12 protein-coding genes are annotated in these 14,273 nt (G+C 61.0%); 6 read left to right on the forward strand and 6 right to left on the reverse strand.

Annotated features, from left to right (window positions below):
* Positions 1 to 40: 40 nt before the first annotated feature.
* Positions 41 to 526: an FKBP-type peptidyl-prolyl cis-trans isomerase gene (locus M8Q45_RS20215; protein ID WP_018612607.1), complete on the reverse strand. Its 486-nt coding sequence runs from the start codon at positions 524 to 526 to the stop codon at positions 41 to 43.
* Here M8Q45_RS20215 and M8Q45_RS20220 point away from each other — a divergent pair.
* From M8Q45_RS20220 to yihG, 3 genes are all read left to right on the forward strand, one after another.
* Positions 495 to 833, forward strand: a complete 339-nt coding sequence (locus M8Q45_RS20220) for a DUF3565 domain-containing protein (protein ID WP_249876131.1) — start codon at positions 495 to 497, stop codon at positions 831 to 833. The two genes, M8Q45_RS20215 and M8Q45_RS20220, sit on opposite strands and share 32 nt — an antisense overlap.
* Before the next feature lie 89 nt (positions 834 to 922).
* Positions 923 to 3,022, forward strand: a complete 2,100-nt coding sequence (gene pta / locus M8Q45_RS20225; RefSeq protein ID WP_030139875.1) for a phosphate acetyltransferase — start codon at positions 923 to 925, stop codon at positions 3,020 to 3,022.
* Between the two features lie 3 nt (positions 3,023 to 3,025).
* Positions 3,026 to 3,934 (forward strand): 1-acylglycerol-3-phosphate O-acyltransferase, YihG family, encoded by a 909-nt coding sequence (yihG, locus tag M8Q45_RS20230; RefSeq protein ID WP_249876132.1) that lies wholly within the window; start codon positions 3,026 to 3,028, stop codon positions 3,932 to 3,934.
* Between the two features lie 197 nt (positions 3,935 to 4,131).
* Here the strand turns inward: yihG and cysN are convergent, their stop codons facing one another.
* The 4 genes from cysN to M8Q45_RS20250 form a co-directional block, all read right to left on the reverse strand.
* Positions 4,132 to 6,030 (reverse strand): sulfate adenylyltransferase subunit CysN, encoded by a 1,899-nt coding sequence (cysN, locus tag M8Q45_RS20235; protein ID WP_249876133.1) that lies wholly within the window; start codon positions 6,028 to 6,030, stop codon positions 4,132 to 4,134.
* A 53-nt stretch (positions 6,031 to 6,083) separates the two neighbouring features.
* Positions 6,084 to 6,425, reverse strand: coding sequence for a four helix bundle protein (locus tag M8Q45_RS20240; RefSeq protein ID WP_249876134.1), 342 nt, complete (start codon positions 6,423 to 6,425; stop codon positions 6,084 to 6,086).
* A gap of 104 nt (positions 6,426 to 6,529) precedes the next feature.
* A complete protein-coding gene (gene cysD, locus M8Q45_RS20245) occupies positions 6,530 to 7,447 on the reverse strand; it encodes a sulfate adenylyltransferase subunit CysD (protein WP_030139871.1) in 918 nt (305 codons plus the stop codon).
* 250 nt (positions 7,448 to 7,697) lie between these two features.
* Complete coding sequence (locus M8Q45_RS20250) at positions 7,698 to 8,456, reverse strand: Nif3-like dinuclear metal center hexameric protein (protein WP_249876135.1); 759 nt, start codon at positions 8,454 to 8,456, stop codon at positions 7,698 to 7,700.
* Positions 8,457 to 8,560: 104 nt separating this feature from the next.
* On the opposite strand from M8Q45_RS20250, the gene algW reads away from it, so the two are divergent.
* The 3 genes from algW to M8Q45_RS20265 all read left to right on the forward strand — a co-directional run bounded on the left by algW (position 8,561) and on the right by M8Q45_RS20265 (position 12,881).
* The gene (gene algW / locus M8Q45_RS20255) at positions 8,561 to 9,721 is read left to right on the forward strand and encodes a Do family serine endopeptidase AlgW (protein ID WP_198797764.1); all 1,161 of its coding nucleotides are present in this window, start codon (positions 8,561 to 8,563) and stop codon (positions 9,719 to 9,721) included.
* A 324-nt stretch (positions 9,722 to 10,045) separates the two neighbouring features.
* A complete protein-coding gene (locus M8Q45_RS20260) occupies positions 10,046 to 12,151 on the forward strand; it encodes a TonB-dependent siderophore receptor (protein WP_249876136.1) in 2,106 nt (701 codons plus the stop codon).
* 10 nt (positions 12,152 to 12,161) lie between these two features.
* Positions 12,162 to 12,881 carry a DUF4198 domain-containing protein gene (locus tag M8Q45_RS20265; protein WP_249876137.1) on the forward strand — a complete coding sequence of 240 codons (720 nt, stop codon included), beginning with the start codon at positions 12,162 to 12,164 and terminating at the stop codon, positions 12,879 to 12,881.
* A gap of 338 nt (positions 12,882 to 13,219) precedes the next feature.
* On the opposite strand, the gene hisC is transcribed toward M8Q45_RS20265, so the two are convergent.
* Positions 13,220 to 14,272: a histidinol-phosphate transaminase gene (gene hisC / locus M8Q45_RS20270; protein WP_249876138.1), complete on the reverse strand. Its 1,053-nt coding sequence runs from the start codon at positions 14,270 to 14,272 to the stop codon at positions 13,220 to 13,222.
* Between the last annotated feature and the right edge of the window lies 1 nt (position 14,273).

Below are 14,273 nucleotides of genomic sequence, written 5' to 3' on the forward strand. Positions count from 1 at the left end.
GCCTTTCCAGTTCACTGGTTTCCTGAGCGTAGCGCAGAAATCAGTGGTGATGGCCGCCTTCACCATGGACGTGACCATGGGCGATTTCTTCCTGGCTGGCGTCACGGATGTCAACGATCTTGACTTGGAAGTTCAAGCGCTGGCCGGCCAACGGGTGGTTGCCGTCAACGGTGACGTCGTCGCCTTCCAGGTCGCGGATGGTGACGATCTGCATCTGGCCATCGGGCGCCGAAGCGTGGAACTGCATGCCCACTTCCAGCTCATCCACGCCTTCGAACATGCTGCGGCTCAAGGTGCTGACCAGTTCAGCGGAATATTCGCCATAGGCGTCTTCCGGTTCAACGGCCACTTTCAGCTCGTCACCGACGGCTTTGCCTTCCAGGGCCTTTTCCAGACCTGGAATGATATTACCTGCGCCTTGCAGGTAGACCAGCGGAGCGCCGCCGGCAGAGCTGTCGATGACCTCACCAGCGTCGTTGGTCAGGGTATAGTCGATGGAGACAGCCTTATTGGCGGCGATCAGCATGGGGCGAGACCTTTTGCATAAGAATGAAGAACGGACAAGTCTAAACAAGGATTTGCCCGAAAGCGAACGGAACCCGGACAAACGGGCTAGCGCTAACAGACCGACGGTCATGGGCTTCCATCAGGATGAAGATGGGCACTGGGTAGCCGAGCTGTCCTGCGGCCACACCCAGCATCTGCGCCACCAGCCACCGTGGCAGTCCCGGGCCTGGGTGCTGGACCCTGCGCAACGTATTGAAAAATCAGGCCAGCCCTTTGATTGCGGCTGGTGCGCTCAGGGCCCGGTTAGCGATAACCTTGGCGACTGAATTGTGGGTAGACGACCAGCCATAGGTCGCGCCCTGGTGCCCTGTTGCGCAAATTCAGGGCACTCGTCATGCACCCTTAGAGAATCCGCATGCAAACTTTTTTTATCGCGCCCACCGATTTTGGTGTGGGTCTGACCTCCATCAGCCTGGGGCTGGTGCGTACACTTGAACGGGCCGGGCTGAAAGTCGGCTTCTTCAAACCCATCGCCCAGCCTCACCCTGGCGATACCGGCCCGGAACGTTCCACCGAACTGGTGGCCCGCACCCATGGCCTCAAACCGCCACAGCCGCTGGGCCTGGCCCACGTGGAGCGCATGCTCGGCGATGGCCAGCTCGACGAATTGCTGGAAGAAATCATCACCCTGTACCAGCAGGCAGCCATCGGCAAGGACGTGCTGGTCGTCGAAGGCATGGTCCCGACCCGCAGCGCCAGTTATGCCGCACGGGTCAACCTGCACCTGGCCAAGAGCCTGGACGCCGAAGTCATCCTGGTGTCAGCGCCGGAAAACGAAGTGCTGACGGAGCTGTCCGGCCGCGTTGAGTTGCAGGCGCAGCTGTTTGGCGGGCCAAAGGACCCGAAAGTCCTCGGCGTGATCTTGAACAAGGTTCGCACCGACGAAAGCATGGAGGCGTTCACCGCCCGGCTCAAGGAGCACTCGCCGTTGCTGCGCAGCGGCGACTTCCGCCTGCTCGGCTGCATCCCGTTCCGCCCCGAACTCAACGCCCCGCGCACCCGCGACGTCGCGGACCTGATGGGCGCGCAGGTGCTCAATGCCGGTGACTACGAAACCCGGCGCATGAGCAATGTCATCATTTGCGCCCGCACCATGCGCAACACGGTGGAACTGCTCAAGCCCGGCGTGCTGGTGGTAACCCCCGGGGATCGCGACGACATCATCCTGGCCGTGAGCCTGGCGGCGATCAACGGCGTGCCGCTGGCCGGCCTGCTGTTGACCAGCGACACCCTGCCCGACCCGCGCATCATGGAGCTGTGCCGTGGCGCCTTGCAGGCGGGCTTGCCTGTACTGTCGGTGAGCACCGGTTCCTATGACACCGCCAACCTGCTCCACGGCCTGAACAAGGAAATCCCGATCGATGACCGCGAACGCGCGGAGATCATCACCGATTTCGTCGCCAGTCACCTGGACGCCAAATGGCTGCACCAGCGTTGCGGCACGCCACGGGAGATGCGCCTGTCGCCCGCGGTGTTCCGCTATCAATTGATCCAGCGTGCCCAGTCCGCCAACAAACGGATCGTGTTGCCCGAAGGCAGCGAACCGCTGACCGTCCAGGCCGCTGCCATTTGCCAGGCCCGGGGCATCGCCCGCTGCGTATTGCTGGCGAAACCGGCCGACGTCGAAGCGGTGGCCCGCGCCCAAGGCATCGAACTGCCGCCGGGGTTGGAGATTCTCGACCCGGACGCGATTCGCGAACGTTACGTCGAGCCCATGGTGCGGCTGCGCAAGAGCAAAAGCCTGAACGCCCCCATGGCCGAGCAGCAATTGGAAGACACGGTGGTGATCGGCACCATGATGCTGGCGCTGGATGAAGTGGACGGGCTGGTTTCGGGCGTCATTCATTCCACCGCCAACACCATCCGCCCGGCCCTGCAACTGATCAAGACCGCGCCGGGCTGTTCGCTGGTGTCGTCGGTGTTTTTCATGCTGTTTCCCGAAGAAGTCCTGGTCTACGGCGACTGTGTGATGAACCCGCACCCCAGCGCAGCGGAACTGGCGGAAATCGCCCTGCAAAGCGCCGACTCGGCCGCCGCGTTCGGCATCACGCCACGGGTGGCGATGCTCAGCTATTCCAGCGGCGAGTCGGCCAGTGGCGAAGAAGTGGAAAAAGTCCGCGAAGCCACCCTGCTGGCCCACGAGGCCCAACACGGTCTGCTGATCGACGGCCCGCTGCAATACGACGCCGCCGCCAACGAAACCGTGGCGCGGCAACTGGCGCCCAACAGCCAGGTGGCGGGCCGGGCCACGGTGTTCATCTTCCCGGACCTGAACACCGGCAACACGACCCACAAGGCCGTGCAGCGCAGCGCCGATTGCGTCAGCCTCGGGCCAATGCTGCAAGGCCTGCGCAAGCCGGTGAACGACTTGCCGCGCGGCGCCCAGGTCGACGACATCGTGTACACCATCGCCCTGACCGCAATCCAGGCCGCCAACCGACCCATGGATATTTGATCAATGCTGGATTTCCTGCCTGTCCCCTTGCGCGGCGTCATTGCCTCGCTGTTGTTGGCGCTCAATACCATCGCCTGCTGCACACCGCTGTTCATCGTGGCGATTTTCAAACTGCTGCTGCCCTTCCCCGCCGCCCAGCGCTTCACCGACTGGCTGATGAGCCATATCCATGAAGCCTGGATCAGCAACAACAAGGCGTGGATGAACCTGGTACGCCCTACCCGCTGGCATCTAAGCGGCTTGGACGGCCTCGATTACCAGCATTCGTATCTGGTCACCAGCAATCACCAGAGCTGGGTCGACATCATGGTGTTGCAGTACGTGCTGAACCGACGCATCCGCCCGTTGAAGTTTTTCCTCAAGCAAGAGTTGATCTGGGTGCCGGTGATCGGCCTGGCCTGGTGGGCGCTGGGCTTCCCGTTCATGAAGCGTTATTCCAAGGCTTACCTGGAAAAGCATCCGGAAAAGAAAGGCAAGGACCTGGAAACCACCCGCAAGACTTGCGCGAAGTTCCGCAACAACCCGGTGGGCATTTTCAATTTCGTCGAGGGCACGCGCTTCACCGAAGGCAAGCATGCCCAGCAACAGTCACCGTTTCGCTACTTGCTCAAGCCCAAGGCTGGCGGCATCGCGTTTGTGCTTGATGCGATGGGTGAGCAACTGGAGTCGATCATCAACGTGACCATCCATTATCCGGGCGGTCGCCCGGGGTACTGGGATTTGCTCTGCGGCAACGTTGGCGAAGTGGTGGTGCATTTCCAAGCGTTGAAGATACCGCCGCAGTTCATCGGCAAAAGCTACGACCAGGACGGGGACTATCGCCTGGAGTTCCAGGGTTGGATCAACCAGTTGTGGCAGGACAAGGATGCGTTGCTTATACAGATGCATCGGGAGTATCCCGCCAAGTCTTGAGGTGGCTGCACCGGCCTCATCGTCGGATCGCCGCCCGGAGCAAGCTCGCTCCCACAGGGGTTGCTTCACCGCTGACCATGGTGGGAGCGAGCTTGCTCGCGATGGCGTCCTTCCAGATAACAAAAAAGCCCGCCGATGATCACTCATCCGCGGGCTTTTACTTGCCGCTTGAAGCTAGAAGCTTGCAGCTGCTCCCCTTAGATCGCCCCACGCTTGCGCAGCAGATCCAGCACCTGCTTGACGCTTTCTTCCAACGTCAGCGACTGCGTGTCGATCACCAGGTCGGCATCCAGCGGCACATCGTACGGGAACGACTCGCCCGGGATGTTATCGCCAGCGGCCGCGTACAGCCCTTGCGGATCACGCTGGGCACATACGGTTGGCGAGGCCTGGACGTAGACGGTCAGCAGGCGCTCCCGGCCGATCAGGTCCTTGGCCTGTTCGCGCCCTTCGGCGCTTGGTGCAACGAACGCGGCCAGGGTCAGCAGGCCCGCTTCGTTGAACTGACGGGCGACGTGGGCCGCACGGCGCCAATTTTCGGTACGCCCGCTGCGATCCTGCGGCAGGCCTTTGTTCAGGTCGTGGCGCAGGTTCTGACCGTCGAGCACGAACACTGCGCGGCCCATGTCGAACAGCTTGCGTTCCACCGCGTAGGCCAGCGTGCTCTTGCCCGCGCCCGACAGGCCGCTGAACAGCACCGTGGCCGGCTGTTGGCCGAAGCGTTGGGTACGTTCTTCCACCGACACATGGGCCAGCTTGCCGTGGTGGGTGCTGCTGCCATGGGCCAGCGGCTGGGCCACGATCATGCCCGCGCCGACGGTACCGTTGGTCAGGCGATCGATGACGATGAACGCGCCAGTGGTGCGGTTGCTCTCGTAACCGTCCAGGGCGATCGGCGCATCCAGTGCGATCTTCACCTTGCCGATTTCGTTGAGTTGCAACGCGCTGGCCGGGCCTTCTTCCAAGGTATTCACATCGACCTTGTTGACGATGCTGGCGATCGAGCCCGGCACGTAGCTGGTGGCGCGCTTGATGTCGTATTTCTTGCCCGGCAGCATCGGCTCCTCGGCCATCCACACCAGCATCGCTTCGAAGCTGTCGGTGACCGGCGGAACGTTGTCGGCATGCACCAGCAGGTCGCCACGGGAAATGTCGATCTCGTCTTCCATGGTCAGCGTCACGGCCTGGCCTGGACCGGCATGCTCCAGCTCACCTTCGAAGGTGACGATGGATTTCACGCGGCTGCTCTTGCCCGACGGCAACACCACCACTTCGTCACCCTTGTGCACGATGCCGCTGGCAAGCGTGCCGGCGAAACCGCGGAAGTTCAGGTTCGGACGGTTGACGTACTGCACCGGGAAACGCAGGTCGGTGAAGTTGCGGTCGCCCGCCACTTCCACGGTCTCGAGGATCTCCATCAGCGACTGGCCGGTGTACCAAGGCGAGCGCTCGGACTTGTTCACCACGTTGTCGCCCTTGAGGGCCGACATCGGCACGAAGTGCATGCTGGTGGGCTTCATCTTCAAGCCTTCGGCGAACTTCAGGTAGTCGGCCTTGATCGACTCGAACACACCTTGGTCGAAGTCCTTGAGGTCCATCTTGTTGATGGCCACGACGATGTGCTTGATGCCCAGCAACGAGGCGATGAAGCTGTGGCGACGGGTCTGGGTCTGCACGCCATAGCGCGCGTCCACCAGGATGATCGCCAGGTCACAGGTGGAGGCACCGGTGGCCATGTTGCGGGTGTACTGCTCATGGCCGGGGGTATCGGCAATGATGAATTTGCGCTTGGCGGTGGAGAAATAGCGGTACGCGACATCGATGGTGATGCCTTGCTCGCGCTCGGCCTGCAGGCCGTCGACCAGCAGCGCCAGGTCGATATCGTCACCGGTGGTGCCGACTTTCTTCGAATCGCGGGTGATGGCTTCCAGGTGATCTTCGTAGATCATCTTGGAGTCGTGCAGCAGGCGCCCGATCAAGGTGCTCTTGCCGTCGTCGACGTTACCGCAGGTCAGAAAGCGCAGCAGCTCTTTACGCTCGTGCTGGCCCAGGTAGGCGAGGATGTCCTCGCTGATCAAATCAGATTGATGGCTCATTGTGTTCAAGCTCCGAGCTGTAAGCTTCAAGCGGCAAGCTTGTCGGCGTACAGCTAGTCAGAAATTTTGTTGATCAAGCCGCAGAGCATTTTTGAGAGCTCGCGAGTTTCTGCAATCCAGTTATCAGCCAGCGGCTGGGCAATGTAAGCAATGTCGCTGCCTATGAGGATCTGTGTTCGTAACTCTCCACAAGAAGCCTTCGCGATCCAAAGAAAGCGTACCTTTTCTTTGGCACTGCGACGCTCCATTCCCTCAGCAATATTGGAGGGCACCGAGAGTGCTGATCGGGTAACTTGATCCTTGAAACCAAGATCCCTGCACTGGGCAAACTCCCGGTAGACTTCCACCGCCAGACACTTGCTTCTCTGCCAAACAACCAACTTCTCGAAATCCATTACGAGTCACTCAATCGCGGCTCGCAACAACCGGCTGCAAGCACCAAGCTGCAAAATTACGCATACCGCCTTTAACTTGCAGCTTGCCGCTTGTAACTCGAAGCTTAAAAGTACCCTTGACGTTTTTTATCTTCCATCGAGCCTGCGCCATCGTGGTCGATGACCCGGCCCTGGCGCTCGGAAGTTCGCGTCAGGAGCATTTCCTGGATGATGTCCGTCAGGCTTTCGGCCTCGGACTCCACCGCGCCCGTCAACGGGTAGCAGCCAAGGGTACGGAAACGCACTTTCTTCTTGACGATACGGGCCTTGTCTTCGTCGGACAGGTGCTCGAGGATGCGCTCGTCGTCGATCATGATCAGCGTGCCGTTCTTCTCGATCACTTCACGCTCGGCGGCGAAATACAGCGGCACGATCGGGATGCCTTCGAGGTAGATGTACTGCCAGATGTCCAGCTCGGTCCAGTTCGACAGCGGGAATACGCGGATCGACTCGCCCTTGTTGACCTTGCCGTTGTAGACGTTCCACAGCTCCGGACGCTGGTTCTTCGGGTCCCAGCGGTGCTTGCTGTCACGGAACGAGTAGACGCGCTCCTTGGCGCGGGACTTCTCTTCATCGCGACGGGCACCGCCGAAGGCTGCGTCGAAACCATGCTTGTCGAGCGCCTGTTTCAGGCCCTCGGTCTTCATGATGTCGGTGTGCTTGGCACTGCCGTGGGTGAACGGGTTGATGTTCTGCGCCACGCCGTCGGGGTTGATATGGGTGATCAAGTCCAGGCCGAGCTCTTCGACCATGCGGTCGCGGAACTTGTACATTTCCTGGAATTTCCAGCGGGTATCGACGTGCATCACCGGAAACGGCAGCTTGCCGGGGAAGAACGCCTTGCGTGCCAGGTGCAGCATCACGGCGGAGTCTTTACCGATGGAGTACAGCATCACCGGGTTATCGAACTCGGCGGCCACCTCGCGGATGATGTGGATGCTTTCCGCCTCCAGCTGTTTCAGATGCGTCAGTTTGTCGACCATGGCTACTCACGAAAGCTTTCTTATGAACGGCCAGCGGGCCGTGTTCGAGCGGGGAATCCTAGCACAGCGACCTCTTCTAATCAGGGCGCCAACTAGATCGAAACAGCATATGGATATGCCCGGTGGTTCGGGCACTGCGACAGCTTTTGTGGGAGCGAGCTTGCTCGCGATAGCGGTGGGTCAGCCACATCAATATTGACTGATCCGCCGCCATCGCGAGCAAGCTCGCTCCCACAGGGGTTATAAGCAGTCAGATGGGATTCGGACAATCGATGAAGATGTGCTCCAGCGCAAAACGCCGCGCCAGGTAGTCACCCAGCGCCTGGACGCCGTAGCGCTCGGTCGCATGGTGCCCGGCGGCGATGAAGCTGATACCGTTTTCCCGCGCGCTGTGGAACGTCTGCTCCGATGCCTCGCCACTGAGATACAGGTCAACCCCCGCCAGCACCGCCTGGTCGATGTAACCCTGGCCGCCACCGGTGCACCAGCCGACCCGGCGGATCATCTGCTCGCCTTCGATCAGCAACGGCTCGCGGCCCATGGCTTCCTGGACCCGGCGGGCAAAGTCCCGAGGCGTCATCGGTTCGGACAGGGAGCCGACCAGGCCGACAACCTTGGGGTTATCCGGATCCAGCGGCCCTTCGACAGTGATGTCCAACTGACGGGCCAACTGCACGTTGTTGCCGACCTCGGCGTGCAAGTCCAACGGCAAGTGATAGGCCAACAGGCTGATGTCGTGCTTGAGCAACGTCTTGAGCCGGCGCTGCTTCATCCCGGTGATACAGGGATTTTCACCTTTCCAGAAATAACCGTGATGCACCAGTATCAGGTCGGCGTTGGCCTCGACGGCCGCATCGAGCAAGGCCTGGCTGGCCGTCACACCGCTGACGATACGCATGACTTGGGGGGCGCCTTCGACTTGCAGGCCGTTGGGGCAATAATCGGCAATCCGGCTGCTTGCCAGGTAACGGTCCGCTTCTTCGACCAGGGTGCTCAGGGCGACGGCCATGAAAAGACTCCTAAATATCCCGTTCAGAGGCGCGCGCGGCCTCGTATAATGCGCGACATTATGGGCGGTCTCATACCGCCTGCAACCTTTGTAGGACGTGCTTAATGCTCAAGGCGCTGCGTTTTTCCGGCTGGCCGCTGTTGGCCGGCGTGCTTGTCGCTCTCCTGATTATCCAGCGCTACCCCGAATGGGTCGGGCTGCCAAGCCTTGACGTCAACCTGCAGCAAGCGCCGCAAACCAAGGCCGTGCAGCAGGGACCGGTGTCCTACGCCGACGCCGTGACCACCGCCGCACCGGCCGTGGTGAACCTGTACACCACCAAGGTCATCAACAAACCCAACCATCCGCTGTTTGAAGACCCGCAATTCCGGCGTTTCTTCGGTGACAACTCGCCCAAGCAAAAGCGCATGGAGTCGAGCCTGGGTTCGGGTGTGATCATGAGCCCGGAAGGCTACATCCTGACCAACAACCACGTCACCAGCGGTGCCGACCAGATCGTGGTGGCGCTCAAGGATGGCCGTGAGACCCTGGCCCGGGTGATTGGCAGCGACCCGGAAACCGACCTCGCGGTGTTGAAGATCGATTTGAAGAACCTGCCGGCCATTACTATCGGCCGCTCCGACAGTATTCGCATCGGCGACGTGGCCCTGGCGATCGGCAACCCGTTTGGCGTCGGCCAGACCGTGACCATGGGCATCATCAGCGCCACCGGCCGCAACCAGCTGGGCCTGAACAACTACGAAGACTTCATCCAGACCGACGCCGCGATCAACCCCGGCAATTCCGGCGGCGCACTGGTGGATGCCAACGGCAACCTCACCGGGATCAACACGGCGATTTTCTCCAAGTCCGGCGGCAGCCAAGGCATTGGCTTCGCCATTCCGGTGAAGCTGGCAATGGAGGTGATGAAATCCATCATCGAACATGGCCAGGTGATTCGTGGCTGGCTGGGCATCGAAGTGCAACCGCTGACCCAGGAACTGGCGGAATCGTTCGGTTTGTCCGGGCGGCCCGGCATCGTGGTGGCCGGAATCTTCCGCGACGGCCCGGCACAGAAGGCCGGTTTGCAACTGGGCGACGTGATCCTGAGCATCGACGGAGAACCGGCGGGCGATGGCCGTCGCTCGATGAACCAGGTGGCCCGGATCAAACCCACCGACAAGGTGACGATCCAGGTCATGCGCAACGGCAAGGAACTCAAGCTCACGGCTGAGATTGGTTTGCGACCGCCGCCAGCGCCGGTGGTGCTCAAGGAAGAACAGTAAAACTCCATCCCCCCGTGGCGAGGGAGCTTGCTCCCGCTGGGCTCTGAGCTGCCGAAGGCTCGTGCCGCGTTCGGACGATCTTTTGATCTTGATCTTTCGCTTGCGACTCAACTGTCTGGGACAAGATCGCAGCCTTGTTGCACTCGGCAGCTCCTACACAGCGTTCACATAGCTTCTACGTAGCTTCTATATAGTCCGTGCAGGTGCAGCAGGAGCGCGCTCCCTTGCCCACAAAAACAACACTCAATCAGCAAATCAGAGATAACATAAATTCTCATTAGTAGTGTTATATTGTTTCAATTCAGCAAATTGGAACAACATAACATGTCATCCCTGAAACGGATTTCCGCTGCCAGCCTCGCGCTGGGGTTGCTCGGCGACCCCGCCTACGCCGAAGAAATCCAACCGCTGGAACTGGACGCCATCAACGTGACGTCCGACTACGAATCCCCCACTGGCCCCGTCTCGGGCTACCGGGCGACCCGCTCCGTCAGCGCCACCAAGACCGACACGGCTTTGCGCGACGTCCCGCAATCGATCAGCGTCATTCCCGCCAGCGTGCTCAAGGACCTCGGCAGCACCCGCGTCGAACGAGCGCTGGAATACGCCGGCGGCGTATCGAAGCAGAACAACTTCGGCGGCCTGACGCTCTACGAATACAGCGTGCGCGGCTTCACGACATCGGAATTCTACAAGGACGGTTTCAGCGCCAACCGCGGTTATCCGAGCACCCCGGAGGCGGCCAACATCGAGCGCATCGAGGTATTGAAAGGCCCGGCGGCCAGCCTCTATGGCCGCGGTGATCCGGGCGGTACGGTAAACATCGTCAGCAAGAAACCCCAACCGGAAGCCTTCACCACGTTGCAAACCAGCGCCGGCAGCTGGGATCGCTACCGAACCGCCCTGGACGTCAATACGCCGCTGGACGTCGAAGGCAACGTGTTGTCGCGGGTCAACCTGGCGGTGGAGGACAACAACAGCTTTCGCGACCATGTCGACAGCAAGCGCGTCTTCGTCGCGCCTTCCCTCAGTTGGCAACTGAACCCGGACACACGCTTGCTGGTGGAAAGCGAACTCGTTCGCCACAGCTCGACCTTCGACCGAGGCGTTGTCGCCCCGAACAATCGCTGGAGCGGCGTGTCCCGCTCGACCTTCCTGGGCGAACCCAACGATGGCGACATCGACAACCACAACAACATGCTCCAGGCCGCCCTTGAACATCAGCTCAACGACGCCTGGCAACTGCGCCTGGCCAGTCATTACAAGCAGGGTGAACTCTGGGGATTCGCTTCCGAAGCGCGCCCGCTGAACGCCGATGGCCGCACGGTGAACCGCCGCTATCGCGAGCGCGACAACAATTGGCACGACAGCATCACCCAGCTTGAACTGCGCGGCCTGTTGGACCTCGGCCCCTGGCAGCATGAATTGTTGATCGGCACGGAATACGAGGACTACCGCAAGAACGAGCGCGTGACGACTATCGCTGGCGGCGCTTACCCGATCGACATCTACGACCCGATCTACGGCCAGCCAAAACCCAACGGCACGCGCTCCGGCACGGACTTCTTCGAGCATGTCGAAAGCAGGGCCGTCACCCTCCAGGACCAGATCATCTTCAGCGACAAGCTGCGCGGCTTGCTCGGCGTGCGCTACGAACATTTCGAGCAAAGCATCGACAACCACGTCAACGACGTGACCAGCCGCCAACGCCATGACGCCCTGACGCAGCGGGCCGGCCTGTTGTATCAACTGACGCCGGAGGTCGGGCTGTTTGCCAACGTTTCCACCTCGTTCAAACCCAACAATGGCCTGGATGCCAATGGCAAGACTTTCAATCCGGAGGAAGGCGTTGGCTACGAAGCCGGAATCAAGAGCGAACTGTTCGACAACCGCCTGAGCACCACGCTGGCGGCGTTCCACATCGAGAAGGAAAACGTCCTGGCGCAAGTTGCCGGGACCGACTCCAGTCGCGCCGTGGGCGAGGCACGCAGCCAGGGCATCGACCTGCAGATGACCGGCCAGCTCACCGACGCGGTGCGGGTGATCGGCGCCTTCGCCTACATCGATGCCGAAGTCACCAAGGGCGACCAGATCATCCCCTCGGGCAGCCGGATCCTCGGCGTCGCCAAGCGCAGCGGTAGCCTGCTCGGAGTCTACGAATTCCAGGATGGGCAGCTGCGCGGCTCGGATCTCGGCGCGGCGTTCACTTACGTCGGCGATCGCTCGGGTGAGGCCGGCAAGGATTTCGAGTTGCCGGCCTATCACACCGTGGACCTGCTGGCCCACTACAAGGCCAGCGATACCGTCACCGTGGGCCTGAACCTGAACAACGTTTTTGACAAAAAATACTACGAACGCTCCTACAGCAATTACTGGGTCACGCCCGGCGATCCGCGCAATTTCACTGTCAGCCTCACCCTCGATCTATAAGGAAGTCAGCATGCAATACCCCAAGACCTTTGCCCTGCTCGGCCTGCTCCTGGCCACCCAGGCCTCGGCCCACGGCCTGTGGACAGAACAACGACGCGGCAATATTGAAGTGATCTACGGTCACGGCGCCGAGGACAACGCCTTCAAGGCGCAGAAAGTCAGTGGTGCCTGGGCCTACGACCTGGCAGGCAACATGATCCCCGTCACCGTGGAACGCTTGCCAGACCACGCTCGCCTGCTGCCTCTCAAGCCGCCGGCCGTGTTGGCCGTCGCATTGGACAATGGCATGTGGTCGCAGACCGTTGACAAGAAATGGATCAACGAAGGCCGCAGCAAGGTGCCGGGTGCGATCGAGTCGACCCAGACCTTCAAATACAGCCTGGCGATCTATGAACCGGGGGCGAAGCTGCCGAAGCTGGGTGCGATCAAGTTTGTGATCGTGCCGGAAGTCGACCCGCTCACCGTCGGCCCCGGCCAGTCGTTGCCAGTGCGGGTGCTGCTCGATGGCAAACCGGCGGTGGGGGTGAAACTTGTCGGGGACTATCGCAGCGCGCCGGGCACTGTGAGCACCGAAACCGATGCCGAAGGCCGAGCCAAGGTACTGGTGCGCAATGAGGGCCTGAACGTGATCGCCGCCCAGATGGAAATCCCGCTCAAGGACAACAAGGATGTCGCGACGCGCGGGGTGTTTACCTCGCTGACGTTCCTTGGCGAGCCGCATCACGAGTAAGCGCTGAAATTGTGGGAGCTGATCTGGCCGCTATCGCGAGCAAGCTCGCTCCCACAAAGGATTTCAGTGTCGCTGATCGTTAGAAAACCCTGGAATCAATGTGGGAGCGAGCTTGCTCGCGATGGCGTTGGGTCAGTCACCCTGGCATTAACTGACACACCGCCTTCGCGAGCAAGCTCGCTCCCACAAAGGATTTCAGTGTCGCTGATCGTTAGAAAACCCTGGAATCAATGTGGGAGCGAGCTTGCTCGCGATGGTGTTGGGTCAGTCACCCTGGCATTAACTGACACACCGCCTTCGCGAGCAGGCTCGCTCCCCACAGGGTCCATGCGCAGGCTTTAGAGTTCGCCCAGGGCCTCGATCAGCGCCTGGTTCTGCTCCGGCGTGCCGATGCTGATCCGCAGGAACTGCGCGATGCGCTCCTGCTTGAAGTGCCGCACGATCACGCCCTGCTCACGCAACTTCGCCGCCAGCCCGGCCGCGTCGTGCCGGGGATGACGGGCGAAGATGAAGTTGGCCGCCGACGGCAGCACTTCAAAGCCCTTGGCTTGCAACTGGGCCACCACCCACTCACGGTGTTCGATGACCAACCGGCAAGTGCGGTCGAAATACTCGCGATCATCGAATGCCGCCGCGCCGCCGACATTCGCCAGGCGATCCAGCGGGTAGGAGTTGAAGCTGTTCTTGATCCGCTCCAGCGCTTCGATCAGATCCGGATGACCCACCGCCAGGCCTACCCGCAACCCCGCCAACGAGCGAGACTTGGACAGGGTTTGCGTGACCAGCAGGTTCGGATAACGATCCACCAGGCTGATGGCTGTCTCGCCACCAAAATCGATATAAGCCTCGTCCACCACGACCACTGAATCCGGGCTCGCCTTGAGGATCTGCTTGATCGCTTCCAGCGCCAGCAGGCAGCCGGTCGGCGCGTTCGGGTTGGGGAAAATGATCCCGCCGTTCGGCTTGGCATAGTCCGCCGGGTCAATGCGGAATTGCTCGTCCAGCGGCACCGCGTCGAACCGGATGCCGTACAGGCCGCAATAGACCGGGTAAAAGCTGTAGCTGATGTCCGGGAACAGCACCGGCTGGTCGTGCTGAAGCAGACCGTGGAAGATGTGCGCCAACACTTCGTCCGAACCATTGCCCAGGAATACCTGGCTGGCTTGCACACCGTAATACCGGGCGACGGCGCTTTTGAGCAGGTCGCTGTTGGGATCTGGATACAGGCGCAGGTTGTCGTTGAGTTCGGTCTGCATCGCAGCGAGGGCCTTGGGCGATGGGCCGTAGGGGTTCTCGTTGGTGTTTAGCTTGACCAGGCGGGTCAGCTTCGGCTGTTCGCCCGGTACATACGGCACCAGGTCCTTGACGAACGGGCTCCAGAATCTACTCATT

The sequence above is a fragment of the Pseudomonas sp. T1.Ur genome, from assembly GCF_023516725.1.
GTDB lineage: Bacteria > Pseudomonadota > Gammaproteobacteria > Pseudomonadales > Pseudomonadaceae > Aquipseudomonas > Aquipseudomonas alvandae.

What these genes read in the sequence shown, in the direction of transcription:
- M8Q45_RS20220 (WP_249876131.1), top strand. Translation starts at nt 495, where the DNA reads ATGGAGACAGCCTTATTGGCGGCGATCAGCATGGGGCGAGACCTTTTG.
- M8Q45_RS20215 (WP_018612607.1), bottom strand. Translation starts at nt 526, where the DNA reads ATGCTGATCGCCGCCAATAAGGCTGTCTCCATCGACTATACCCTGACC.
- pta (WP_030139875.1), top strand. Translation starts at nt 923, where the DNA reads ATGCAAACTTTTTTTATCGCGCCCACCGATTTTGGTGTGGGTCTGACC.
- yihG (WP_249876132.1), top strand. Translation starts at nt 3,026, where the DNA reads ATGCTGGATTTCCTGCCTGTCCCCTTGCGCGGCGTCATTGCCTCGCTG.
- cysN (WP_249876133.1), bottom strand. Translation starts at nt 6,030, where the DNA reads ATGAGCCATCAATCTGATTTGATCAGCGAGGACATCCTCGCCTACCTG.
- M8Q45_RS20240 (WP_249876134.1), bottom strand. Translation starts at nt 6,425, where the DNA reads ATGGATTTCGAGAAGTTGGTTGTTTGGCAGAGAAGCAAGTGTCTGGCG.
- cysD (WP_030139871.1), bottom strand. Translation starts at nt 7,447, where the DNA reads ATGGTCGACAAACTGACGCATCTGAAACAGCTGGAGGCGGAAAGCATC.
- M8Q45_RS20250 (WP_249876135.1), bottom strand. Translation starts at nt 8,456, where the DNA reads ATGGCCGTCGCCCTGAGCACCCTGGTCGAAGAAGCGGACCGTTACCTG.
- algW (WP_198797764.1), top strand. Translation starts at nt 8,561, where the DNA reads ATGCTCAAGGCGCTGCGTTTTTCCGGCTGGCCGCTGTTGGCCGGCGTG.
- M8Q45_RS20260 (WP_249876136.1), top strand. Translation starts at nt 10,046, where the DNA reads ATGTCATCCCTGAAACGGATTTCCGCTGCCAGCCTCGCGCTGGGGTTG.
- M8Q45_RS20265 (WP_249876137.1), top strand. Translation starts at nt 12,162, where the DNA reads ATGCAATACCCCAAGACCTTTGCCCTGCTCGGCCTGCTCCTGGCCACC.
- hisC (WP_249876138.1), bottom strand. Translation starts at nt 14,272, where the DNA reads ATGAGTAGATTCTGGAGCCCGTTCGTCAAGGACCTGGTGCCGTATGTA.